Annotated in this window: 24 protein-coding genes and 3 pseudogenes; 11 read left to right on the forward strand and 16 right to left on the reverse strand. The window is 56.1% G+C overall.

All coding sequences use genetic code 11. The annotated features are described in order from the left end of the window. Nucleotides 1–4: 4 nt before the first annotated feature. Together PI739_RS14505 and PI739_RS14510 are read right to left on the reverse strand one after the other, a co-directional pair. The gene (locus PI739_RS14505) at nt 5–268 is read right to left on the reverse strand and encodes a DUF1652 domain-containing protein (protein WP_271351983.1); all 264 of its coding nucleotides are present in this window, start codon (nt 266–268) and stop codon (nt 5–7) included. A 181-nt stretch (nt 269–449) separates the two neighbouring features. Beyond that, entirely contained in the window at nt 450–1,058 is a 609-nt protein-coding gene (locus PI739_RS14510; protein ID WP_271351984.1) for a hypothetical protein, read from the reverse strand. A 382-nt stretch (nt 1,059–1,440) separates the two neighbouring features. Between PI739_RS14510 and PI739_RS14515 the strand changes: the two genes are divergently transcribed. Next, nucleotides 1,441–1,842 (forward strand): response regulator transcription factor, encoded by a 402-nt coding sequence (locus tag PI739_RS14515; RefSeq protein WP_271351985.1) that lies wholly within the window; start codon nt 1,441–1,443, stop codon nt 1,840–1,842. A gap of 71 nt (nt 1,843–1,913) precedes the next feature. On the opposite strand, the gene PI739_RS14520 is transcribed toward PI739_RS14515, so the two are convergent. After that, nucleotides 1,914–2,162, reverse strand: coding sequence for a hypothetical protein (locus PI739_RS14520; protein WP_271351986.1), 249 nt, complete (start codon nt 2,160–2,162; stop codon nt 1,914–1,916). 139 nt (nt 2,163–2,301) lie between these two features. On the opposite strand from PI739_RS14520, the pseudogene PI739_RS14525 reads away from it, so the two are divergent. Further along, nucleotides 2,302–2,639 (forward strand): annotated as a pseudogene (locus PI739_RS14525) (hypothetical protein). 20 nt (nt 2,640–2,659) lie between these two features. Here the strand turns inward: PI739_RS14525 and PI739_RS14530 are convergent. Together PI739_RS14530 and PI739_RS14535 are read right to left on the reverse strand one after the other, a co-directional pair. After that, nucleotides 2,660–3,469: a toll/interleukin-1 receptor domain-containing protein gene (locus PI739_RS14530; RefSeq protein WP_271351988.1), complete on the reverse strand. Its 810-nt coding sequence runs from the start codon at nt 3,467–3,469 to the stop codon at nt 2,660–2,662. A gap of 83 nt (nt 3,470–3,552) precedes the next feature. Next, nucleotides 3,553–4,128, reverse strand: a complete 576-nt coding sequence (locus tag PI739_RS14535) for a hypothetical protein (protein ID WP_271351989.1) — start codon at nt 4,126–4,128, stop codon at nt 3,553–3,555. A gap of 77 nt (nt 4,129–4,205) precedes the next feature. Between PI739_RS14535 and PI739_RS14540 the strand changes: the two genes are divergently transcribed. After that, on the forward strand, nt 4,206–4,988 hold the full coding sequence (locus PI739_RS14540; RefSeq protein ID WP_271351990.1) for a DUF2786 domain-containing protein: 783 nt from the start codon (nt 4,206–4,208) through the stop codon (nt 4,986–4,988). A gap of 7 nt (nt 4,989–4,995) precedes the next feature. Here PI739_RS14540 and PI739_RS14545 read toward each other — a convergent pair whose 3' ends face one another. Further along, nucleotides 4,996–5,208: a hypothetical protein gene (locus PI739_RS14545; protein WP_271351991.1), complete on the reverse strand. Its 213-nt coding sequence runs from the start codon at nt 5,206–5,208 to the stop codon at nt 4,996–4,998. Between the two features lie 198 nt (nt 5,209–5,406). Between PI739_RS14545 and PI739_RS14550 the strand changes: the two genes are divergently transcribed. The 6 genes from PI739_RS14550 to PI739_RS14575 all read left to right on the forward strand — a co-directional run bounded on the left by PI739_RS14550 (nt 5,407) and on the right by PI739_RS14575 (nt 11,838). Then, nucleotides 5,407–5,634, forward strand: coding sequence for a carbon storage regulator (locus tag PI739_RS14550; protein WP_271351992.1), 228 nt, complete (start codon nt 5,407–5,409; stop codon nt 5,632–5,634). A 207-nt stretch (nt 5,635–5,841) separates the two neighbouring features. Beyond that, nucleotides 5,842–7,041 carry an Arm DNA-binding domain-containing protein gene (locus PI739_RS14555; RefSeq protein WP_271351993.1) on the forward strand — a complete coding sequence of 400 codons (1,200 nt, stop codon included), beginning with the start codon at nt 5,842–5,844 and terminating at the stop codon, nt 7,039–7,041. After that, nucleotides 7,019–8,695 carry a DUF262 domain-containing protein gene (locus tag PI739_RS14560; RefSeq protein ID WP_271351994.1) on the forward strand — a complete coding sequence of 559 codons (1,677 nt, stop codon included), beginning with the start codon at nt 7,019–7,021 and terminating at the stop codon, nt 8,693–8,695. The genes PI739_RS14555 and PI739_RS14560 overlap by 23 nt, the downstream gene beginning before the upstream one ends. 267 nt (nt 8,696–8,962) lie before the next feature. Next, nucleotides 8,963–9,667, forward strand: coding sequence for a hypothetical protein (locus PI739_RS14565; RefSeq protein WP_271351996.1), 705 nt, complete (start codon nt 8,963–8,965; stop codon nt 9,665–9,667). A 439-nt stretch (nt 9,668–10,106) separates the two neighbouring features. Continuing rightward, complete coding sequence (locus tag PI739_RS14570; RefSeq protein ID WP_054082010.1) at nt 10,107–10,571, forward strand: GNAT family N-acetyltransferase; 465 nt, start codon at nt 10,107–10,109, stop codon at nt 10,569–10,571. A gap of 181 nt (nt 10,572–10,752) precedes the next feature. Beyond that, entirely contained in the window at nt 10,753–11,838 is a 1,086-nt protein-coding gene (locus PI739_RS14575) for a GGDEF domain-containing protein (RefSeq protein WP_054082009.1), read from the forward strand. A gap of 15 nt (nt 11,839–11,853) precedes the next feature. On the opposite strand, the gene PI739_RS14580 is transcribed toward PI739_RS14575, so the two are convergent. After that, nucleotides 11,854–12,285 (reverse strand): GNAT family N-acetyltransferase, encoded by a 432-nt coding sequence (locus PI739_RS14580; protein WP_003368626.1) that lies wholly within the window; start codon nt 12,283–12,285, stop codon nt 11,854–11,856. A 392-nt stretch (nt 12,286–12,677) separates the two neighbouring features. Between PI739_RS14580 and katG the strand changes: the two genes are divergently transcribed. Further along, entirely contained in the window at nt 12,678–14,948 is a 2,271-nt protein-coding gene (gene katG, locus PI739_RS14585; RefSeq protein WP_003431573.1) for a catalase/peroxidase HPI, read from the forward strand. 90 nt (nt 14,949–15,038) lie between these two features. On the opposite strand, the pseudogene PI739_RS24890 reads toward katG, so the two are convergent. From PI739_RS24890 to PI739_RS14625, 9 genes and pseudogenes are all read right to left on the reverse strand, one after another. Next, a pseudogene (locus PI739_RS24890) lies at nt 15,039–15,326 on the reverse strand (methyl-accepting chemotaxis protein); the annotation flags it as partial. Continuing rightward, a pseudogene (locus PI739_RS14590) lies at nt 15,315–16,337 on the reverse strand (PAS domain-containing protein); the annotation flags it as partial. The pseudogenes PI739_RS14590 and PI739_RS24890, both read right to left, overlap by 12 nt. Nucleotides 16,338–16,438: 101 nt before the next feature. Continuing rightward, complete coding sequence (gene nhaA / locus PI739_RS14595) at nt 16,439–17,617, reverse strand: Na+/H+ antiporter NhaA (RefSeq protein ID WP_054082007.1); 1,179 nt, start codon at nt 17,615–17,617, stop codon at nt 16,439–16,441. 165 nt (nt 17,618–17,782) lie between these two features. Next, entirely contained in the window at nt 17,783–19,297 is a 1,515-nt protein-coding gene (locus PI739_RS14600) for an ABC transporter substrate-binding protein (RefSeq protein ID WP_054082179.1), read from the reverse strand. Between the two features lie 50 nt (nt 19,298–19,347). After that, nucleotides 19,348–20,328, reverse strand: coding sequence for an ABC transporter ATP-binding protein (locus PI739_RS14605; RefSeq protein WP_054082006.1), 981 nt, complete (start codon nt 20,326–20,328; stop codon nt 19,348–19,350). Next, the gene (locus PI739_RS14610; protein WP_044309453.1) at nt 20,325–21,329 is read right to left on the reverse strand and encodes an ABC transporter ATP-binding protein; all 1,005 of its coding nucleotides are present in this window, start codon (nt 21,327–21,329) and stop codon (nt 20,325–20,327) included. The genes PI739_RS14605 and PI739_RS14610 overlap by 4 nt, the downstream gene beginning before the upstream one ends. Then, nucleotides 21,326–22,189: an ABC transporter permease gene (locus PI739_RS14615; protein WP_044309452.1), complete on the reverse strand. Its 864-nt coding sequence runs from the start codon at nt 22,187–22,189 to the stop codon at nt 21,326–21,328. Before PI739_RS14615 ends, PI739_RS14610 begins: the two co-directional genes overlap by 4 nt. Next, entirely contained in the window at nt 22,186–23,133 is a 948-nt protein-coding gene (locus PI739_RS14620) for an ABC transporter permease (protein ID WP_003431591.1), read from the reverse strand. The genes PI739_RS14615 and PI739_RS14620 overlap by 4 nt, the downstream gene beginning before the upstream one ends. Next, the gene (locus PI739_RS14625) at nt 23,133–23,288 is read right to left on the reverse strand and encodes a hypothetical protein (RefSeq protein ID WP_195843825.1); all 156 of its coding nucleotides are present in this window, start codon (nt 23,286–23,288) and stop codon (nt 23,133–23,135) included. The genes PI739_RS14620 and PI739_RS14625 overlap by 1 nt, the downstream gene beginning before the upstream one ends. A 183-nt stretch (nt 23,289–23,471) precedes the next feature. On the opposite strand from PI739_RS14625, the gene PI739_RS14630 reads away from it, so the two are divergent. After that, complete coding sequence (locus PI739_RS14630) at nt 23,472–24,236, forward strand: LuxR family transcriptional regulator (RefSeq protein ID WP_054082005.1); 765 nt, start codon at nt 23,472–23,474, stop codon at nt 24,234–24,236. Nucleotides 24,237–24,267: the final 31 nt, after the last annotated feature.

Genomic DNA, 24,267 nt, shown 5'->3' on the forward strand with positions numbered 1-24,267 from the left:
TATTCTACCCCTTGCACGCCCTCTGCTGTCGATCAGACGCAAGCCTTCTCAGCCTCATCTCCCCTTTCACCTCAAGTACGAGGCCGACGATGTCCCGGATCGTCACCAGGTCCGCAGTATCGATGCCTGTGACAGTGAACTCTTCCGCCTCGGTGTTCGTGTCGAATACCCGGATCGTCATTGACGCGTCAGGCGCGATCACGCACACGCACTTCATTGGCAAAAACGCTGCCTCTATGCAAGGCCTCAGGTCCATTTGGGAGTTCATTCGATCCATCCTGGTTGCAAGCCAGGAGAATTCCTAAGGCCTACGTTCCGCGGAGTGTAGCCGGAATATTGGATAGTGCTGGCGTTATGCCTAATGCGCCTCCATTGCCCTCCTCGCCTTCGCACAGCCTGCTATTTCCGATCTGACCTGGCCCGCCACTGAGCGGGCTTTGCTGTCAGGACTACAGCGACGCTGCGTCTATTCCTGCCAGCCTTAGCGATTCGGCCAGAGAAGGATCGAGCGCGACCTCGCCTGTTGTCGACGCCGCCTGATTGATTCCTACAGTCCGGTACTTGAGAACCTTCCCAGCAAGCATCTGCTTGAGAATCTTTTTGGCCTTATCGCCGCCCGCGATGGTATATGGGCTCATCATCTGTGTGGCATTGATCATGGCCTGCTCTTGTGCGTTTTTGACGATGGCAGCCTGTTCGGGGGGAAGGTTCAGAACGTACTGCGGCACAGCAGGCATTGAGCTTACTGGCGTCTCCTGCGGCGATATAGTCCAAGCTTCGTTTTGATCGATCCGCAGCTGCACGGTTCCCACAGGGATCTTAAACCGGCCGCCAGACATAACACCTACGTAGATCTGCCCGCCCTCCTTTCGCACGACCGGGTAGAACTTCAGCGAGCTTGTCATGATGCTGCTACCCGAAGAGAAATCCCCAGTCGTCACCATCATAGTGGTCTTGTCTGTGAATTCGTCAGTGCTGCCAGTGGCTTTCCATACAGCCCCAGAGGCACATCCGCCAAGGGCAAAAGCGAACATAGATAAGGCGATGATCCGTTTCATTTCCAGCTCCACAATTCGAGTTTGCGGATTGTATCAGAGCGCCATTAATTCCTAGGGCCCGCCACTGATAGGGATTTGGGCACGCAAAAAATATTAGCACTGCTGTTGACATACTATTATCAGCAGTGCTAATTTTGACCCATCGAGACTCTGAAGCCCTCCGATGGGCCCAGCGGATTGAACCGCTCTTTAACATCGCCATAGACAACCCCTGACGCCAGATGGCCGTTGAGTTCAGGGAACAGCACCGAACACAGTCTGCTATCGCGCACGATTACCCGGCGCGAATGGTTTGCTGGAAAGACCGAAACACAAATGGAAAGTATCACTGAAGCACCTGGCTTGCCGGGTGCTTTGGGATGACAACCACCGAGTAGACGTAATGGATACCACCATCGTATGCGGGGCATGGAGAGGCTACCTCGGCCGTGGTCTTGCGCCGCGAGAGTTGCAGTATTTGTTGTCAGCCGCCCAGGGCTGCACAGCCAAGGAAATCGCCCGAACGTTCGGCATCGCGCCGGGCACGGTCGTCAAGCGGCTGTCGGTCGCCATGTTCAAGCTCGGCGTGAATCGCCAAACAGCGATGATCGCCGAGGCCATGCGCCGCCAGATCATTTCTCCGCTCTGCCTGCTGTTCATGTCGGTGATCGTTCTGCACGCAGTGCTGGGCGATGAATCGATGAGGCGAGAGCGCAGAGCCCCCGAGTCACGTCGGGGCGGGTACGAACAGAAGATCAGCCGTAAGGGCTCGGACAAGCTCCGGCCAGTGTCGGCGATCTGCTGACCACCGAACTTAGTAGCAGTGGTTAACGCGTCACCCAGTGAGAACTGGGTTGGTTGAACGGCTGAGGATACCTAGCGCCTCTTACCTGAACCAAAAGACCCTTCGACCTTCGTCATTCTTTCGTCGAATTTAGAAAGTAAATGGCCTTCAAGAATGCGCAGCTGATCTTCCAGCCTAAATATATGAACAGGAAGACCAGAGCCTTTCCCGGGCAGCAGTTCATCCATCAAAGCCCTTGCCTCTAATAATTGCTTTTTGATCTTTTTGATTCTTTCACGCGGAGGCTCACTGATCTTCCTTCGTTTCTTTTTCTTGGCCATTCGCTGCTCCTTCTGCGTAACCCAAGTAAACCATCTATCCCACAAACTATCGACCGCATCGGCAGGTGCCAGGCCAGTCTCACGGCTGGGTTTGGTCACCCGCGCCTGGCATCTGGCCAATGCGGTCAAGGAGCCTCATATGCATCAGACAATCAGCCAGCGTCGTGCAATCCTCGAAGGCCTGCGCCAGCGCTGCACCCTTTCCACTGCCGAGTTTTACGACAAGGTCGGCCGCAAAAATCCGGCAGCTCTGCCGCGCTTCACGGTTGTGCCGAACGGCAATAACGAGTTCGGCATCGTCGAGCGCTCGACCGGCACTGTGCGCGGCGTGCATCGCGGCCACAGCGCGGCTTGCAAGGCCGCTGAGCAACTTGAAGCGAAGCCAGTGCGCCAGCCATCGATCGCCACGCACATGCTGCGCTGGACTGCTGTCATCGCCACCGGCCTAGCGCTTTTGCGCTCTACGGTTTTAGCTAATGATCAGCATTAATCAACTATTAATTGTCACCTCTTACCTTCGACTCAAAAAGTGGACGCTTCGCTGGACGTATCATTCGGTACTTGTCTAGCATTTGCTTAACTATTTCCGGGTCGACTCCTAAGCGCTGACCTTCTGAGCGTACGATTTGGATTGGCACTGCTTGGTCCATCGCTAAAGACTGAAGATAGCTCTGAGAGTTTAAAGCCTCCTGAGTGACTGATGGAGAATTACTCATACTTTGCTCGATATCTCTTACGCGAGTGGCAAGCGCACGTGTATTAGAAAGTATCTCATCAAGTATGCTGCCCTCCGTACGGGGGGCGGCGATGCTAGCGGCAGGTACATCTTTCAGGATTTTCTTGAATTGCGTCTCAAATTGAGGCCAATACGTCTCAAAGACTTGCCTAAGAATCTTCTCATTCAGCCTGGAAGATTCCTCAAGCCCTGCGTTTAATGAGCAAACTAACCCCCACATGGACGAGCTATCTGGCGATGTATGGTTAAATTGAGCCAAGGGATCTTCAACATCCGATGGCTTAAGGTCAACCAAGAACGTACATACTCGGTTCTTCGAAATACCCTTGGCTAGAGCACCAGTTTCGAAGAGAATCCACGGCTTTTCTTTGTTGTCCTGCGTTAGACATACTATCCCGGCCGTCGTGTCTTTTAACTGGTCTGATATTTCCGAGAACCAAATCGCGCCTTTATCGATATCTCTAGTGGATATCCATGGTTGAGATGCTTGCAGTACGCATTTTATCCACTCTGCAAGCATCTCAGCGACAGCCTTGCTACGAGTCCCAGACCAACTGACGAACACTTTCATCGTTACTCCCCTGTTCCGGCTCCATGCCGGTCATTTGTAATGCCTAATTTTTTATTAAAGTGCCACCTGATCACGTCCGGTACTCAGGAGCTCTGGAAAGCTTCCAAATTCCGACGCGCATCCAATAGACGCGCAGTAATAGCATCGCCCTCCCGTGGATTCGCTGATACAAAATGGAGCATTTGGCCAGCCTCTTCAATTGCGGTCCGAGCCTCATATAGCTGAACATAGATGCTCGAATCTACGCCCTGGATGGACATTGCTTCCTTAAGGTGAGTTTCAGAGTTCTTAAAATCGTCCTTGACAGCATTTAAAAAGTTTTGTGAGACCCCGAGCCTGGCCGCACCTTCGAACCCGGCAACTACTCGGGCTTCCGCATCCCTCACTGCCGTAGTGGCGCGAACCAAAGCCCCCTTACGGGCTTCTTTTTCGATATTTCTTCTGAATCTTGAATCTCTATTGGCAATCCAGATCGCCGCCAGTATCGCCGCCACGGAGCCTACAGCTTGAACCCATGCCGCCATCTCTGACGTTGCTCCTTTCAAGGCAAGAATCAACCCTACAAACGCTAGAAAAAAAACACTACAGATCACCGTGCATATCCAAAGCGTTTTTAGGACGATCTTTGAGAAACGATTTAGTACTTCCTTAGCTGTCACGTGCAAGCTTCCATTCTGAGTAAGCGCACACCAATACCCCACTTCAAAGAGTCACGCCACCCCGGCGAGGATGAACCATGTCAGAAAAAACCATTGACCCGAAAAAGCTCGAGCGGGCTATCCGCAAGATCAAGCATTGCTTGGCGCTTTCGCAAAGCTCGAACGAGAACGAAGCGGCCACTGCGATGCGCCAAGCGCAGGCGCTGATGCGTGAGTATCACCTGACCGAGACGGACGTGAAAGTGAGCGACGTTGGTGAGGTTGAATCCTCGATGTCGCGAGCTGCGCGCCGACCGTTATGGGATCAACAACTGAGTGCCATTGTGGCCTCGGTGTTCAACGTCAAGGCCCTGCGTTACAACCACTGGTGCGAGACCAAAAAGAACCGCGTCGAGCGTGCCAAGTTTGTGGGAGTGAGCCCTGCCCAGCACATCGCTCTCTACGCCTACGAAACTCTTCTTGCGAAGCTTACCCAGGCTCGAAACGCTTACATCGCTGGAGTGCGCGCTGGGAAGTTCAGGAGCAGCTATTCCGCCCCTACTGCAGGCGATCACTTCGCGATAGCCTGGGTTTTCGCGGTGGAGAGCAAGTTGCAACAGTTGGTACCGCGCGTCGAAGAAAATACAACACCCGAATACAAAGGCGCAGGGCCGGGACTGGTGGCAGTGGAAGCACAGCACCAAGCGCTGATTAATAGCTACCTTGCAGATAAGCAGGTCGGCAAAGCAAGGAAGGTCAGAGGGGCAGAGCTTGACCTAAACGCCCAGATCGCTGGAATGCTGGCAGGCACAAAGGTCGACTTGCATGCAGGTCTCGTCAACGTCGCCGAGCACGCACCAGTTCTACCTGCGAGCGCTTGAACTCAGTCTATCTAACAATAAATATCAGCTCTCCTCTGTCAGTCATCGCCATGCCGTACTTGAGCCTGCCCAGATACTGCTCATGCATTGAGTAGACCCGGTCGTCGATGATTCTGAAAATCATCGTGGTGCCCGACCAGATATTACCGTCCACCGCTCGCCTGCCGAGCTTGGCATTCCGCGGGCCATAAACCTCATCCGCTGTTGTGGTGCATTCCATGACCTCTCCTTGCTGCTGCCTCAGCTCCTGCTGGCTGCTTTGACCATAGCAGTGAATAGAAACGGCGGACGCTTATGAAATCGAATCGCACCAAAGCGTCATGAAGTAGGTTGGATGCATAACCACAACCTGATTTTGCGAAAGCCAACAATCGAGGCAGGCAGCAGCCTGCCTACATAAACCAAAAGGAGTTGCATCATGCTCTGTTTATCCCGTCGCGTCGGCGAATCAATTGTCATCGGCGACAACATCAAAATCACTGTAATCAGTGGCCGTGACGGCAAGATCCGCCTGGGCATCGATGCCCCGGTCGAGCTGGCTGTCGACCGTTCCGAAGTCCGTACTGCCAAGCTGGCTACCCCCTGCGGGATCGGACTCAAGCTGCGCACGGTTGCTGAATCGGGGGCGCGCGATGATGAAGGCTGACGCGTCAGTTTCGCCCTTAGTTCCAAACCTGACACGGCAGGAGTAGCAATCAATGCGCTACATGACCATTAGGAAATTCGCCAGCGAGTCTGGCTACAGCGAGGACGCTATCCGCTCGAAAATCCGTGATGGAATTTGGCGGCTTGGCGAAATTTGGTATAGGGCTCCGGATGGCCGGACGCTCATCAACATGGAAGGGTACGAGTCATGGGTAGAGACGGGCGGGGAGTTCGGGCGGTCTCCGATACGAGCATCGAAATCACGTTCATGTATCGGGGCGTCCGGTGCCGCGAGCGCATCACGCTCAAGCCCTCCCCCACTAATCTGAAGAAGGCCGAGCAGCATAAGGCAGCGATCGAGCATGCGATATCGATCGGCGCGTTCGACTACTCGGTGACGTTTCCCGGCTCGCCCAGAGCCGCGAAGTTTGCGCCCGAGGCGAACCGGGAAACAGTGGCAGGATTCCTGACTCGCTGGCTGGACGGAAAGAAGCGGCACGTATCAAGCAGCACGTTCGATGGCTATCGCAAGCTGGTGGAGCTGCGCCTGGTGCCGGCTCTGGGGGACCACATGGTGGTCGATCTGAAGCGGAAAGACGTGCGGGACTGGCTGAGCACCTTGGAAGTCAGCAACAAGACACTGAGCAACGTTCAGAGCTGTCTCAGATCGGCGCTGACTGACGCAGCAGAGGAAGAGCTGATCGAGGTGAATCCCCTGGCTGGTTGGACCTACTCGCGGAAGGAGGCACCAGCCAAGGACGACGACGTAGACCCGTTCAGCCCAGAAGAGCAGCAGGCAGTACTGGCGGCGCTCAATGGCCAAGCACGCAACATGATGCAGTTCGCTTTGTGGACTGGCTTGCGCACGAGTGAACTGGTTGCACTGGACTGGGGGGATATCGACTGGCTCCGCGAGGAAGTGATGGTCAGCCGGGCTATGACGCAAGCGGCAAAGGGGCGAGCTGAAGTAACAAAGACGGCGGCCGGACGTAGGGCCGTGAAGCTGCTCAGGCCAGCTATGGATGCTTTGCAAGCACAGAAGGCACACACCTTTTTGGCAGACGCCGAGGTGTTTCAAAATCCTCGAACGCTTGCGCGCTGGGCTGGCGACGGACCGATCAGAAAGACGATGTGGGTACCAGCTATGAAGAAAGCTGGCGTCCGATATCGCCGGCCGTACCAGACGCGGCACACATATGCGTCGATGATGCTGTCGGCAGGTGAGCACCCGATGTGGGTTGCTAAACAGATGGGGCATACTGATTGGACAATGATCGCTAGGGTCTATGGTAAATGGTTACCTCATGCAGATATGCTGGCAGGCTCAAGGGCCGAGGAAGTTTTCAGCGGCAGCACTGCATATGAGCCATGGAGGGAAATTGAAGATGTCCCAGGTACAAGAAATTAGCATTCAGCTCGACGGGATCAGCAACACACTAAAAACCAAGAAATTTCGTGTACCTCCTTATCAGCGATCTTATGCGTGGGAGATTGAGCACGTCGAAGCTTTAATAGCTGATATTGACGACGCAATAAAATCAAAGGAGCGAGAATACTTTCTCGGCTCTATCGTAACTACTGGTCCGTCGGGGCGCAGATTCGAAGTAGTGGATGGTCAGCAGAGGCTTACTACAGTCAGCTTGCTGATCTCTGCAATAAAAGATCGTTTCAAGTCAGAGGGCGACTCCGAAGCAGAAACATCAATTCGAAACGATTTTCTGGCCAGTGTAGATCGTAAAACCAAAGAGCGTGAACCTCGACTTTCTTTGAACGAAGTAGATGACGAGCTATACCAAGAGCTAATTAATGACAAGGAGGCTATTGATCCAAAGAAGTACCCCAGGCAGTCTCACAAACGACTTCTTCAAGCCGCTAAATACCTTGAAGTTTTTATTGATAAACTTTGCCAAGATGCCCATGACTCTGAAGAGACTTTACACGAATGGCTGGATTATCTAGAGACAAACTTAAAAGTTATATTAGTGCAAGCCCCTGATGATAGCAACGCTTTTGTTATTTTTGAAACGTTAAATGACCGAGGTCTAGAACTCGCAATTTCCGACTTACTTAAAAACTACTTATTCCATCGCTCCGCAGATAAAATCTCTGAGGCTAAAGAGAGATGGCTCGCGATGGTGGCCACTCTCGAGAGTGCTTCGGACGACCCACTTGTAGTTTCATATTTGCGACATTTCGCCATGTCGAAATATGGCCTAGTACGTGAAAAGGAGTTGTTCGGACTTATAAAAAGAAAGATAACAAGTAAGAAGTTAGCAATTCAATTTTCAACAGACCTGTCCAACAGCTCAAAAACTTATGCTGCACTACTCAATGCAGACCACGAGATATGGCGTAAATTCCACCAAGACACCAAAGACTCAGTTTCCGCATTTAACATTTTAGGTATGGTTCAGGTTAGACCACTACTTCTTGCCATACTAGAAAAATTTGAAATAAAGAAAGTTGGCCCAGCCTTCAAAAAGCTAGTAGCACTCTCGGTACGTTTTCAAATCGTCGGTGGTGCTGGTGGTGGTACACTTGAACGAATCTATAGCGAAGCAGCAAAAAGCGTATCAGAAGGCAAGCTTAATTCTATCTCAGATATTTTGAGAGGGTTCTCTAACCTGCCTTCAGATGCTGTATTTGAGCAAGCCTTTTCCATAGCGACTACATCAAAACCTGCTTTGGCGCGATATTATTTGCGTACCCTGGAGAGCGGTATGCCAGGAGCTACAGGCGAGCTTATACCTAACAGCGATGTTACAAAAGTCAACTTAGAACACGTCCTACCGCTTTCACCAAACTCGGACTGGGAGCGTCGTTGGAATAGTGAAGACATTCGAGCCTATCAAAGAAGGTTAGGAAATCTCGCAATCATGTCCTCAAACGCGAATAGTATTTCCGGCAATGACGCCTTTGAGGAAAAGAAAGCTTCTTTCAAATCATCTCCATTCAGTCTTACGAAGATTATAGCGGATAAAAAAGCATGGGATGCAGAAGCGATAGACGATCGACAACGCGTAATGGCCAAAGTAGCAGTAACCGTATGGTCACTCAAGTAACCAGACCGGTACGTAGCGTTGAGGCACGCGCAAAGTCATAAAATCCTAGCATGCGGCTTGGCACAGCTGTCTGTGCCAGTACCGCAATCTATGCATTGGTGATTTCTCTGTGCAGGCGGGCAGCCTTTAAAGGATAGTCACGTATTGGGATCAGGTAAAATTAGTCATGGCAACGACTATGAACATTGACGAGCCTGGTCGCAAGTCGGTATTACAATTTTAGACCAGCGCAGCGATGATTATTTATCACTTAGGGTAGCCCTGAAAATGTCAAACAGTCATGACAGAAGTATTCTTTTCACGCTTGGTTCAGCGATCGTTGCCACGGGCGGATTGAGCGCGACAAGCCTAATATATTTTTACGAAAACTACCGGATACCGCTTAAAGCACTAGAGACAAAGATAGAGCAAAAAGACATTGAAAAGTCCTACCAAGAAGCTTTAGATTCTGTTAAATCGCTCAAAGAAAAAAACTTAAAACTAGAAGCAAAAACCAATGAATTGGAACAAACAATAAGTCAAAAAAGCATTTTGATAGACGAACTGCAGAATTCCAACTTATTTTACCCTAATAGTTTTTACCCTCAGGGCTTTGGAAGAGTACAAATTGGAGAAAGCATAGAATCACTTCGCACCATTTATAAGCAGGAAGATTTAAACTGGAGAGAATCTGCAGACGGTGACCCCCAGGTAGTGGTGCAAACTCCGAGCAGCTTTTTCAAAACCGTTGAATACACATATGACGATAAGACTAAGAAAATTGAAACAATTACGTTTCAGGCAGAATTTACCCGAGATGATTTTCTGTTAAGGAAGTTATCGGATATTGGAGGGCCACCAGAACCATCTAAAGGACTGGACGCTTTCCGATGGAAATTGAGCGGCGGAGTGCATGCCTACCTTGTCTCACCGTATATCTACATGATCATGATTGACCGATACTCCCCTATCGTATGGAGAGCTCGCCGTTGATAGGTAATTAAATGACAGCTTTATGTCAGCGTTGGGCCTGCAAGCCGCGGACACAATGGGCTGGATGCGGGTTCAAATCCCCCCGGCCATCCAAGACGCCCAAAGGCGTCTTTTTTGACCTGAAATTCAGTGAGTACTAGCACCAAGCAGAACCACTACCCTCCAGGCTTATCTATGCCTTGCAAGCCTCACGAAGCACTCCAAGCATGCCAGACGCCCAGCTTTTAGCCCCCCATTGACACCCAACCCAATCCCCCAGACTATAAATCAATGACCAATCCTAACCGAACAAACATCATGCACACCTCAATGACCGCCTCGTGCGGGCCATAGAGTGATGCGCGCGTAACTACCAAGTGCATTGACTAGAGCCCCGCCAGGAATGGATGGGGCTTTTTTATTCTCCGTTCACGATGGCCCCCGTTTCAGGAGCATAAAAATGCTACAGGTCCGTCGAGCTAAACGATGCGATGCCGAGGCAGCGTTCAATATCCGCTTTCAGGCAATTCAGAATCAATGCAACTCCTTTTATACGCACGACCAAGTAGTGGCGTGGACCTGCGTTCCGCTCACGGATAAATACAGATCCTGGGTCGAAAAAGATTATTACCTGGCTTGCGTCGATGGAGTTCCTGCGGCAACAGGAGTGATCAATCTTGAGAGCGGGGAGCTGGAGGCGATCTTCGTATTGCCCTCATTCATGGGCCAGGGAATAGGTAAAAAGATGGTCGCTCATCTTGAGCATTTGGCACGAGAGGCAGGACTCACCGAAATCCATCTCGAAGCCACATTGAATGCGGAGAGGTTCTATCAACGTTGTGGCTTCACAGGAAGCGCCCATGCTGTCTACATCTCCCCCTCAGGGCTACGTTTGGCATGCGTACCTATGCGTAAGCCACTGTAGATCAGACTGGCCGCTGCCCTGCCCCTTATTCAACAAGACCTGCGCGCGCCGCCCACAGCAAGACCAGCGGCCATGCCCTCCATCTGACAATCACGTATAGTGGCCATATACCACCACCCCTCTCGACCAAGGCGTGTGCCGTCGATAATGGTTCGGCTGGCATAAGTATGGAAAACTGCACATGCCGCAAAGAAGAAACCTGAAAAACTCTATTTTCATACCCTTGAAGCTTTCTCAACTGATCGGTCTTTTCAGTTGGGTTATCAGTTGGTGCCTGAATCCGTCCATTGATCGATCGCTGGATGTATTCATCTGTTGCGCGCTGACCGGGGCGACGCTGTCGATCATTGTCACGTCCAATAGCAGGAGCATGCTGGCGTGGCGTCTGTTCGGCATTATTTACATGGCGTCACTGACCTTTCTGTTCAATGAACAGATCGAACGCATGGGCGAGGAAGCGTCGATGTGGGGGCTGGTTGTCACCTCTCTGCTCATCACGGGAATGAGCGTATTCTTCGTCAAGTTTATTGATTACATCGCGGCCACTGCGCTGATCTGGTTGATCATGTGGCACACGGACCTGACGGCCATCGGCATGGGCCATAAGCCGCTGTTTTATGTGTTCCTGATCAGTTCGACCTTGCTGGGCGGCTGCCTGAATGCGACCTTCCTGAGTCTGATCATGCAGACCATGGCAGCCAGGGACCGCTATCAGGAACTGTCCGAAACCGACACCCTGACGCACGCCCCCAATCGCCGTGCGCTGGTTGACAGTCTGAATACTGCGCTGGCGTCCGCTGAAAAATCGTCGTTGTGGTTTGCCATGCTTGATCTGGATCACTTTAAAAGTATCAACGACACCCATGGGCATGAGGTGGGCGACAATGTCCTTATAAGTTTTGCGACACGCCTCAAAGACACAAAGGGGCGAATCGCTTTTGGGCGCTTGGGTGGGGAAGAGTTTGGTGTGATCTTATCGGCGGCGAACGCCACAGACGCTGTACACGCACTGGAAGAGTTATTGATGCTCACGCAAAAGGATGAAACGGCTCAAGTGCCCTATTCATTCAGTGGCGGTGTTGCAAGTTTGTCGCGGGTTGAAACGTTCAATGACCTGTTGAAAGAGGCTGATGAGAACCTCTATCACGCCAAGCGCAGTGGCAGAAAATGTATCGCCTTTGAAGGCAGGATAGTTTCATCGAGCACTGCCAGCACGACAACGCAGAATCAAGCGATGCAATTAGTTGACGCGCCTACGCATGCGTAGCGCCCGTCTCCCCCTTCAAACATTCCCGCCCCGCCGCACCTTCGAATACCGATCGATATCCTCCCGCAACGTCCACCCCTGCCCGTGCCAATAACGCCCGGCCGCTTCATTACTCTTCATGACGTCCAGGTGACACTTGTAAATACCCAGCGCTTCCAGACACTCAAGGCAGCGTTCAACCAACTCATGGGCAATACCGCGCCGGCGATACTCGGGCAGCACGATCAGATGCTGCAGATAACCGCGGCGTCCGTCGTGCCCGCACATCACACAGCCGCACAGGGCGCCGCCTGCCTCGGCGACGAAGCTCATGCCGGGGTTGCGTTCAAGGTAACGTGCGGTCGCTTCGCGTGAGTCGGCGTCGCGCAGGGAAATGCCCGGCGTGCTGCGCATCAGTTCGATGACCGCATCGTAGTCGTCCAGGGTCATGCGGCGAATCGTGATCATGGGCTAAGCCTGGCCTGCAGTCTCATGGGCTGGACAGGTTAGCAGAGCCGCTTGATGCCTTGATGACAGCGCCGCCAGAGTCTGCCTATCAACCCGTAATGTTCTTTCTATTAGAAATCTTCGCGAAGAAGGCTAATCTGGATAAGCGTCGGTGAGAGCCGCGCGGTTCCACCCTGATAAGGAGATAAGAATGAGCTCAAGTTTGCGACGCACGTTGCGGGCTTGCCTCGCAGCAATCTGATGATCGCTGTGCTGCGTATCTGTAGAGCTGGCCCGATCGTTGACCGAACGGCCGGCATGAACCCAGTGCTGTTGAGTTCCGTCATCACTGTCTGAGGTCCCACGAGTGGACTGGATGGCCGGATGCAAATGACAAAAAAGGTGTATCAAGCATGTCAACTGAATCGAAATGCCCCTTCAACCACGCTGCTGGCGGCGGCACTACCAACCGTGATTGGTGGCCCAAGCAGCTGAATCTGAAGATCCTGCATCAGCATTCCTCGCTCTCCGACCCGATGGGCGAGAGTTTCGACTATGCCAAGGAATTCAAGAGCCTTGACATCGAAGCGGTCAAACAGGACCTGCGCAACGTCATGACCCAGTCCCAGGACTGGTGGCCGGCAGACTTCGGCCACTATGGCCCACTGTTCATTCGTATGGCCTGGCACAGCGCCGGTACCTACCGCACAGGCGATGGTCGTGGCGGTGCCGGTGCCGGTCAGCAACGTTTTGCGCCGCTCAACAGCTGGCCTGACAACGTCAGCCTGGATAAGGCGCGCCGCCTGATCTGGCCGGTCAAGCAGAAGTATGGCCGCAAGATTTCCTGGGCTGACCTGATCGTGCTGACCGGTAACGTCGCGCTGGAGTCCATGGGCTTCAAGACCTTCGGTTTCTCCGGTGGTCGCGCGGATGTCTGGGAACCGGAAGAAGACGTGTACTGGGGTTCCGAGACCACCTGGCTGGGTGGTGAAGAGCGCTACGGCGCGCAGAAGAAAATGCAGCAACCGGGCGACGGCACGCTGGTGGCCGAGCCGGAGAACCATGCCAACGAAGAAAGCCGTACTGCCAGCGGCGAACGCAACCTGGAAAACCCGCTCGCCGCCGTGCAGATGGGCTTGATCTATGTGAACCCTGAAGGCCCTGAGGGTGTGCCGGACCCGGTTGCTTCGGCAAGGGATATCCGTGAAACCTTCGGTCGTATGGCGATGAATGACGAAGAGACCGTGGCGCTGATCGCCGGTGGTCACGCCTTCGGCAAGACCCACGGTGCCGGCCCTGCCGACAACGTTGGTCCGGAGCCTGAAGCAGCCGGCCTTGAAGAGCAGGGTTTTGGCTGGAGAAACAAATTCGGCAGCGGCAAGGGTGGCGACACCATCACCAGTGGCCTGGAAGTGACCTGGACTTCGACGCCGACCAAATGGAGCAACGAGTACCTCGAAAACCTCTTTGGCTTCGAATGGGAACTGACCAAGAGCCCGGCAGGCGCGCATCAGTGGACGCCGAAGAACGGCGCTGGCGCGGGCAAGATTCCGGATGCCCACGATCCCTCCAAGCGTCATGCACCGAGCATGCTGACCTCTGACCTGGCGCTGCGCTTCGATCCGGCTTACGAGCAGATCTCCCGCCGCTTCCTGAACAACCCTGAGCAACTGGCCGACGCGTTCGCCCGCGCCTGGTTCAAGCTGACTCACCGTGACATGGGCCCGCTGGCCCGCTACCTCGGCCCGGAAACACCGACCGAAGAGCTGCTGTGGCAGGACCCGATTCCAAACGTTGATCATGCATTGGTCGATGATCAGGATGTGGCCGCACTCAAGGCCAGGATTCTCGCTTCGGGCCTTTCGGTCTCGCAGCTGGTATCGACGGCTTGGGCGGCAGCTTCTACCTTCCGTGGCTCGGACAAGCGCGGTGGTGCCAATGGCGGCCGTCTGCGTCTGGCTCCGCAGAAGGATTGGGCGGTCAACCAGCCTGACCAACTGGCGGGCGTGCTGAAGACCCTCGAGGGTATTCAGAGCGAATTCAACGCGGGTCAGTCGAGCGGCAAGAAGGTATCAATCGCCGACCTGATCGTCCTGGCGGGTAACGCAGGTGTCGAGCAGGCTGCGAAAAATGCAGGCCAGCACGTCACCGTTCCATTCGCACCGGGCCGCGCCGATGCGTCTCAAGAGCAGACCGATGTTGAGTCGTTCGGCTTCCTTGAGCCAATCGCTGATGGTTTCCGCAACTATCAGAAGGGGCATTACAAGGTCTCGGCAGAATCGTTGCTGGTCGACAAGGCGCAATTGCTGACCCTGACTGCACCGGAAATGACTGTACTGCTGGGCGGCCTGCGGGTCTTGAACATCAACGTCGGACAGAGCAAGCATGGCGTCTTCACTGATCAGCCGGGCACCCTGACCAACGACTTCTTCAAGAACCTGCTGGACATGGGCGTGGAGTGGAAAGCGACCGCAGGTGGCACTGATACCTTCGAGGCCCGTGACCGCAAGACTGGCGCAGTGAAATGGACCGGCACCCGTGTCGACCTGGTCTTCGGCTCGCATGCTCAACTGCGTGCGATTTCCGAGGTGTATGGCAGCTCGGATGCTCACGAGAAGTTCGTCAAAGACTTCGTGGCAGCCTGGACCAAGGTGATGAACCTGGACCGCTTCGACCTGGCTTGATGTGTCTGATGTGCTGAGTTGAAAAAACGCCTCCCTTGCGGAGGCGTTTTTTTTGCTGCGATCAAAAAGCGAAGGCTGGTTTCATGAGCGGCTCATCATGCTTGCCGCCTGCTCCGTCGCTTCGGTCGTTCGGGTCGCCAGCTTGCGGACTTCATCTGCCACAACCGCAAAGCCCCGCCCTGCCTCACCGGCGCGCGCAGCTTCGATTGCCGCATTGAGCGCCAGGAGGTTGGTCTGGCTGGCAATGCTCTGGATAGTGCCAACTATCTGGGTCAGTTGAGCGATGTTCTCTTCCAGGTTTTTCTGATGCTGTGCTTCGGTATCGCGAAGAGCGTCCTGTTCATGCTTCAAATGCACATCCACCAACGCACCCACCACCCTGAGTGGAACACCTTCGGGGTCACGGCGAGTCTGGCCGCGCGCACGGAACCAGCGGTACTCGCCGGTTTTCATCTTCAGGCGGTACTCGATATCGAACGGCGTCTTGCCAGTCCGGTCATTCAGGTGCTCACCGAAAGCCGTCAGACTGCGCTCCTTATCTTCAGGGTGCAGCCGTGACGCCCAGCTATCCAGTACGTCGGGAAACTCTTCCACCGTTTCAAAACCCAGCAGACGCCTGAATTGTGGAGACCACCAAAAAGGATTGCGCGCATTGACCGGGTCGCCAGCAATGACCTCCATGTCCCAGAGCCCGTCGGAGAGCATCTCCCGGGCCAGTTCGAATCGGGTAATGATCACATCGTGTTCAAGATCACGTTCAAGCTCGTCGTGGATATCCCGAAGAGAGCCGGCGACCCTCAGCGGCGTTCCGCGTGCGTCTCTTAACGTTTCGCCCTGGGCATAGAACCAGCGATACGTGCCATTCTTCATCGCCAGACGATTCTTGACTCGGTACGGCGTGTTGCCGGAACGGTCATTCAGATGCTTGGCAAATGCATCGAGCGTGGCTTGTTTATCCTGAGGATGAAGCCGGTCTGCCCAGCTCGCCAGTACGTTGGGGAAGTCGCGCTCGTCGTTGAAACCGAGAAGCGTGCGTAGTTGCTGAGACCACCAGAATCGGTTGTTCGGATTGACCGGATCGCCCGCGACCACCTCCATATCCCAGAGGCCCTCGCTCGATGCACGGTTGACCAGATCAAAGCGGGTTTCATAAGCGGCAGCCGAGGCAGAGGCTTCACCCAGTAGATGGCGGGCGGTTTCCAGTTCTTGCTCAAGATCGGCAATACGTTGCTCGTCAAGGCGACGCTGGGTGCTCAGCAAGCTCCAGCATTCAAGTACCGCAGCTTTTTCAGCACATCCCCCTAGCGCGGGCTCAGTGCCGCCCTTGAGCGAGGAGATCAGTTGCTGAAGGGCCTTTTTGTCACGACGGGGACTGAACAGGTGAAGCATGCTGTGGGCTCTCAAAGTAGGAGAAGTTGGCCGAGTCCCTGGCACGTCCCGTCTTTATCGTCCTGCCGCCCGGTTTCTGTAATGCCAGATTGCGATCAGATTCACCCCCGCTGCGCAAACCTGCGCAACACAACCACACCCAACACAGCCGACAACACCGAACCGATCAGCACACCCACCTTGACCTCGTCGACCAGTTCCGGCGCGCCCGGAAAAGCCAGTGCGCCGATGAACAGGCTCATGGTGAAGCCGATACCACACAAGGCCGCAACGCCGTAAAGCTGACCCCAGTTGCTGCCGTCCGGCAAACGGGCCAGGCCTGCGCGAATCGCCAGCGCGGCCATGGCGAATATGCCGACCTGCTTGCCGACCAGCAGCCCTAGCGCAACGCCGAGCGGGACCGGGTCCACGAGCTTGTCGGTGGTAATGCCCGACAGTGACACGCCAGCGTTGGCAAAACCAAAGATCGGCACGACCGCAAACGCCACCCACGGGTGCAGCTTTTCTTCCAGATGCAGCAGTGGCGAGCGAGCCTCTTCATCGGGTTTGCCCAACGGGATGCACAGCGCAAGCGCAACGCCAGCGAGGGTGGCGTGGATGCCGGACTGGAGCATAAAGAACCACAGCAGCGCGCCAACGATGAGGTAAGGCAGCAGTTTTTTAACACCCAGACGATTCAGCGCGACGAGCACGGCGATGGAACCCAGCGCTGCCAGCAACATGGGCATGGAGAGATCGCTGGTGTAGAACAGCGCGATGATCAATACAGCGCCGAGGTCATCGAGAATCGCCAGTGCAGACAGGAAGATCTTCAACGACAGCGGTACGCGCTTGCCCAGCAGGGACAGCACGCCCAGGGCGAATGCGATATCGGTCGCTGCCGGAATGGCCCAGCCGCCGATGGTGTCTGGCCGTCCCCAGTTGAACGCCACGTAGATCAGCGCCGGAACCACCATGCCGCCCAGTGCCGCAAAGCCTGGCAAGGCTCTCTGGTTCCAGGACGCGAGCTGACCGGCGAGCACTTCGCGCTTGATCTCCAGGCCGACGAGCATGAAGAAGATCGCCATCAGACCGTCATTGATCCAGTGCGAAACCGATAACCCGGCGAACACTGCGTGCAGCGCGGCGAAGTAGCTGTCGGCCAGCGGTGAGTTGGCAACGATCAAGGCCGCCAGCGCAGCCGCCATCAACACCAGCCCGCCAGCGGATTCAGCAGCGAAGAAACGCGTGATGAACGCCAGCGCGTTCGGGGATTCGGTACGGGGGGTGGGTTTATGCATGACGGCTCCGCGGGGGTACAGCGCAAAAAAGGCCGCAACCTTACCATCCGCGGAGTCTGTTGAAGGCTTGGTAAACCTGAGGATACAAATTAACGCTTCCCGGCCGAAACCGGGCCGGGAAACGTCGCTGAACAATGCCTGCCGATCAGGCAGATATTGTTCATGTCACTTCTTGACCGTTTCCTCGAGCGTAAAGCGGCCCAGCGGGTTCTGACCGAAGTGCTCGATGTTCTTGCGCGACACACTGATGTAGGGACTGTAGTAGAGGTCGATCCAGTTGACGTCGGCCTTGGCCATTTTCTGCAGGTCGATGTACATCTGCTCGCGCTTTTTCGGGTCCATTTCGACCCGTGCGGCAGCGACCAGCTCCTTGACCTTGTCGTTCTTGTAATGGGTCATGTAGTTATTGTTGGTGTCGTGGCCGAGCACGAAGGTGGTCTTCTGGTCCGGGTCGAGGATGTCGTTGGTCCAGTACATCACGGAGATGTCGTAGTCACCGGCAATCAGCATGTCCCAGCTCTGGCTCGGGTCGACTTTCTGCAGCGTTGTGGTCACGCCGACCTTGGCCAGTTGCTGTTGCAGCATGACCGCGATTTGCTCGTCGACTTCGTTGCCCGCGTTGACCACGTAATTGAGTTTCAGGTCCGACGCGCCGGCGTCCGCCAGCATCTGTTTGGCCTTCACCGGGTCATAAGGGCGTTGCAGGTTGTCGGCGTAATGGTACAGCGCGCCTTTGGGAATGTAGGAATTGGCCACGGTGCCCAGCCCGAAGGTAGCGGCTTCGACCAGCGATTTCTTGTCGATGGCCATGTCCAGCGCCTGACGTACTTCAGGCTTGGCCAATGCGCCGTGTTCGTGGTTGATCAGCAGGTGATCCTCGCGAGTGGAGGGGTCGAGGTGGACCACCAGATCGGGGTCCTTCTGCAGATTTGCGATGCGCGAGAACGGTATCCATATCGCAGCATCGAGCTCGCCCTTCTGGACCATGAGCGTGCGGGTGTTGTCGTCCGGCACCGAGATCCACTCGACACCGTCCAGGCTCACGCTCGGCGCTTCCCAGAAGTTGGGGTTCTTAGCCAGAATTACCCGGTCACCGCGCCGCCATTCCTTCACAGTAAATGCGCCGGAGCTGACAGGCTGCTCGGCATACGCCTCTTCGCCCATGCTCTTCATGGATTTCTCGGAGAGAATCGACACGTTGGGCAGGGCCAGTTGCGAGAGGAACGAGGCCGAAGGATTCTTCAGCGTGATGACCAGCGTATGCGGATCTGTCGCAACGGCCTTGTCGATAATCTTGTAGGAATCGCTCCACAGCGAACCCTTGTCGTCGCGAATTCGCAGCAGGCTGAACACTGCGTCACTGGCTGTCAGGTCCGAGCCATCGGAGAATTTGGCCGGGCGCATCTTGAGCGTATAGGTCAGCCCGTCAGGCGAGATCGACCAGCTTTCCGCCAGCCCCGGCACCAGCTTGGTGCCTTTGTCATCTACGCGGATCAGCACATCGTAGACGTTGGAAAACACCCAGTTGTCGATGTTCTGCGCACTTTTGATCGGGTCAAATGTGGTGCCGTCCTCACGACGGCCGATGGTCAGCACGCCCGCAGCTTCGGCAACACCCGCCGCCAGTGAACAGGCCGCCAGCATGGCGACGGTCAGCATTTTCATTGGTCGAGCTTTCATACGCATGAACTCCTTGTCGATGTCGGGACAGATGTCGTTACAGATCAGGATCAAAAAATCGGGGCTTCCAGCACACAGTCGTAGCGCTGCTGGCCGACATGCCGCGTCGGTGGCGCGACGCTGGAACAGGTCGGCCTGGCAAACCGGCAACGCGGATGAAACGCGCAGCCGTCGGGTAGCTGCAGGGGGCTTGGCGGCTCACCCTGCAACGGCTCGCCGGGCAACGGGCGATCCGGATCGATTTCCGGAATCGCCTGAATCAGCGCAGCGGTATAGGGGTGACGCGGCGAGAGAAAGACGTCCTCTACCGGGCCTTCTTCAACAATTTTGCCCAGGTACATGACCGCCACCCGATCGCACAGGCGACGCACGATGGCCAGGTCATGGGCAATGAACAGAATCGCCAGGTTCATGCGCTGGCGCAGCTCCAGCAGCAAGTTGATGATCTGCCCTTGAATCGAGACGTCCAGCGCCGCCACGCATTCGTCGGCAATGATCAGCCGTGGCTCGATGGCCAGCGCGCGGGCGATACCGACACGCTGACATTGTCCGCCGCTCAAGGCACCCGGCTTGCGTTCGGCAAATTCGGGCCGCAGACCGACCATGTCGAGCAGCTCGATAACCCGCGCCGGAATGTCGGAAGTGGCGACCTTGCGCTGCACGGCGAGCACCTCGGCCAGCGTCGCACCGATGGTCATGCGCGGGTTGAGCGAAGAGGACGGTTCCTGAAAGACCATCGCGGTTTCGCTGCGCAGGCGTTGCAGATTGATACCGCTGCCCTGGGCCATGTCGACGTCATCGAAGACGATCTGCCCGGAGGTGATGTCATTCAGGCGCAGAATAGCCCGCCCCAACGTGCTCTTGCCGCTGCCGGACTCGCCGACCAGACCCAGCGTTTCACCCGCACAAATGCTCAGCGACACCCCGTTGACGGCGTGCACCCAACGCTTGTTGAGACCGAGGAAACCCGAGCCGGGGGCCGGGAAGCGCACCACCAGATCATTGACGTTCAGCAGTGTGGTGCCGCTCATGAAACGGCCTCCCGGGATTGCACCAACGGGTGGTGACAGGCCGCAGCATGGGCAACGCCCATCGGCCGCATCAGCGGCAGCTTGTCAGGGCAGTCTGCCCCCGCATGACTGCAGCGGGCATGAAAACGACAACCGCTTGGCAGTGCGTCGAGTAAGGGCGGCTGACCGGGAATGGTCCGTAGCAGTTCGCTGCCCGCGCTGCTGGCGGGCTGGCATTCGATCAGGCCGTGGGTATAAGGATGGCGTGCGCGAGCGAGCACGTCGCGCTTGCTGCCGTGCTCACACAGGCGACCGGCATACATCACCGCTATGGAGTCGCAGGTTTGCGCCACCACGCCGAGGTCGTGGGTGATCATGATCAACGACAGCCCGTGCCGGTCGCGCAAGTCCAGCAACAGACGCAGGATTTGCGCCTGCACCGTCACATCCAGTGCGGTGGTCGGCTCATCGGCGATCAGGACCTGCGGCCCACAGCCCAGCGCTACGGCAATCATTGCGCGCTGGCGCATGCCACCGGAAAATTCGTGGGGGAAGTTATCCACACGCGACGCCGGATCGGGAATGCCGACCTGGCGCAAAAGATCGATGGCCTGCGCCCGGGCTTCACGCTTCGACGCGCCCTGATGCAGACGCACACCTTCGGCGATCTGCTCGCCGATGCGCATCAGCGGGTCCAGGTGGCTGCTGGGATTCTGGAAAATCATGCCGATCCGCCGTCCGCGCATGGCACGCATTCCAGCGGCATCCAGCGTCAACAGATCGACATCATTGAGGCGTACCGAGCCGCCGCGCACGTGCAGATCCGGCGACGGCATCAATTGCATCAACGCCCGGCAGGCCATGGTCTTGCCAGAGCCACTTTCACCGACCAGCCCGAGAATCTCGCCCTGGTGCAGGTCGAACGACAACCGGTCAACCAAGGTCACTTCGCGATTTCGATGGTTCGCTGCATGGCTCGCCACCACGCTCATCTCGCTGACCTGCAGCACGGGCGTACTCATTGCCGTTCTCCCAGGGTTTCGGCGACGCCGTCCGCCAACAGGCTGAAGCCCATAGCCAACGTCACGATGGCCAGGCCCGGAAAGGTGCAGATCCACCACGCCGAGGTGAGGAACGCCTGCCCTTCGGCGACCATGGTCCCCCACTCCGCCATCGGTGGTTGCACACCCAGGCCCAGGTAGCTGACCGATGCGCCGCTGAGCAGCACCAGAACCGCGTCAGACATGGAAAACACAATCGAGCCGAACATCGCGTTGGGCAGCAGATGGCGGAACAGGATACGCAAGTGACCAAAACCCAGGCTTTTGGCCGCCAAGGCAAAATCGCTTTCCTTGAGCACCAGGATCTGTGAGCGGATCAGCCGCGCATAAGACACCCAGCCCACCAGCGCCATGGCGATGTAGAAGCTGCCCAGGCCCGGCCCGAGAATCGCGATGATCGCCAGCATCAACACCAGAAACGGGAACGCCAGCACGATGTCGATCACGCGCATGCACAGGTTGTCGAAGCGCCCGCCAATGTAGCCCGACAAGGCGCCGATGAAGGTCCCGATCATGAACGGGAAGATCACCCCGAGCACGCAGATCTGCAGGTCGACGCGTGCCGCCCAGATCACTCTGGACAGAATGTCGCGACCAAAATTGTCGGTGCCGAACGGATGCGCGAGGTGCGGCGCGAGCATGCGCAGCTCGGTGTTCTGGTAGATCGGATCGTAAGGTGCCAGCCATGGCGCAAACAGCGCCAGTATCAGCCACCCGCCCAGTAAGCAGCCGCCCAGCAGCATCGCCAGCCGGCCATTGCGCAAACGCAGGCGTAGCCGGGAACGCCAGTGCGGACGAAGATGCGCATGGGCCACGGTCATTTGATATTCACCCGCGGGTCGATGGCCACCGTGGCCACATCGGCAAGGAAGTTCACGATCACCGTGGCGCATGCCAGCACCATCGCCACACCCTGCACCACCATGTAATCGCGGCTGAAGATGCCGCGCACCAGCAACTGACCGATGCCGGGAATCGCAAACAGACTTTCGATCACCACGGTGCCGCTGATCAGCCAGCCGATGTTCACTGCCAGCAGGTTGATCGAAGGCACCAGCGAATTGGGCAACACGTGGCGCCGAAACAGTGCACTTTCACTGAGGCCACGCGCCCGGGCCGCCGTCACATGATCGGCTTGCAGCTCCACGAGCATGCTCGCACGCAGGTTGCGAATCAGCACCGCAGACAGGGCCAGAGCGATGGTCAGACAGGGCAGCACCAGGTGATGAACCTTGTCCAGCCAGTCGCTGCCGTAGCCCGACACCGGAAACCAGCCAAGCTGCACACTGAACATCAGGATCAGCATGATCCCCAGCCAGAACGCCGGCATGCCCAGCCCGGTGGTGGTGAAGACGCGGATGAGGTTGTCGCTCCAACTGCCTTTGTTGCGCGCCGCGAGCGTGGCGAGGGGCACGGCAATCAGCAACGCCAGCAGAACGCTGCCCAACACCAGAAATACGGTGGGCTCGATCCGTGTGCTGATCAGCTTGAGTACGTCTATCTTGTACAGCAGCGATTTACCCATATCGCCCTGCACCAGGTTTTTCATGAAATACACGTACTGTGTCCACAGAGGCTCATCCAGACCATACTGGGCGCGGATGTTGGCCAAGGCCTGCGGTGTGGAACGCGAACCCAGCAGGATGCGCGCCGGATCGCCGGGGATCGAACGCACCAGAATGAAGGTGACCAGGCTGATGCCGAACAGCACCGGCAGCAGCTGCAACGGACGCTGGAGAATGAAACGATAACGACCCAGATTCATCAGACGCCCCGATGCTGTGACAGAAAATTCAGCAGGACCGGAAAGTACGCCGCCGCCCCCTCTACGTAAAAGGGCAGAGCAAAGCTGTAGTCGAACATCGACCATCCGTCGACTTTGATTGTTTTCAGCTCATCCGGCCTGTGTTCATAGCCCATTGCATTGCACCTTTGCGGACGACGCTCATGGCATCAACCCTATCCTGCAAGGCGAGCGCAGACAGCTAGCAATTCTTATAGGTTTTACAGGACTGGCAGCCGATTGGGCGCACGCGTGGCACCGTCCTTGCTAATTGCTATATTAGGGCCCTACATCGGCTCAATGACAAAGGAGGTCATGCCATGCATATCAGGTTGTCGGATTTCAATTCGCGGCTGCAGTCTGCATCCACGCTGGATCAGCAAATGGATTGCGCGCTGCTGCTGGCATCGGATCTCGGATTCGATGCCGTGATTTATGACTACAGCCCGGTGCCGGTGTCCCATGATGGAGCACTGATCACCCCGTCGCTGCTGTCATTGCGTAATACACCTGCGGACTGGTATGCGCTTTGGTGCAGTCAGGGCTATTACCAGATCGATCCGGTGCAACACCTGGCCGTCGCCAGCGTCTCGCCTTTTGTATGGTCATACCAGCCCAGGGCCGATACGGTCCTGAAAACCTTCATCACGGATATGCACAAGCCGGTGGTGCGCTATCTGCATGACTCACACATGACCTGTGGCGTGACGGTGCCGATCCACATGCCCAAAGGCGGTTTCGCCACATTGACCGGCCTGTGTGCGGACGGCAGCGACGTCGCCCTTGAGGACGCCCGCCAGAGCCTGGCCGAGTTCGGCCTGCTGGCTCACGCCTTTCAGGAGGTCGCCTACCCGCTGTTCGACCAGAAAATTCGCTCGTGCAATGCGATCAGGCTGACCCCGCGCGAGCGCGAATGTCTGAGCTGGTCTGCCGAGGGCCTGACGGCCAGGGAGATTGCCGATCAGCTCAACCGCTCTGTCGCCACGGTGACCTTGCACCTGAATTCGGCCATGCAGAAGCTGGGGGCCAAAAACCGTGTACAAGCGGTAGTGCGTGCCGTTCATTACCGCTTACTCGACCACTGACCGGTTTATCGGCCAAAACCTATCATTTTCT

Origin of the sequence: Pseudomonas cerasi, assembly GCF_027983475.1 — a bacterium.
Classification (GTDB): Bacteria; Pseudomonadota; Gammaproteobacteria; order Pseudomonadales; family Pseudomonadaceae; genus Aquipseudomonas; species Aquipseudomonas cerasi.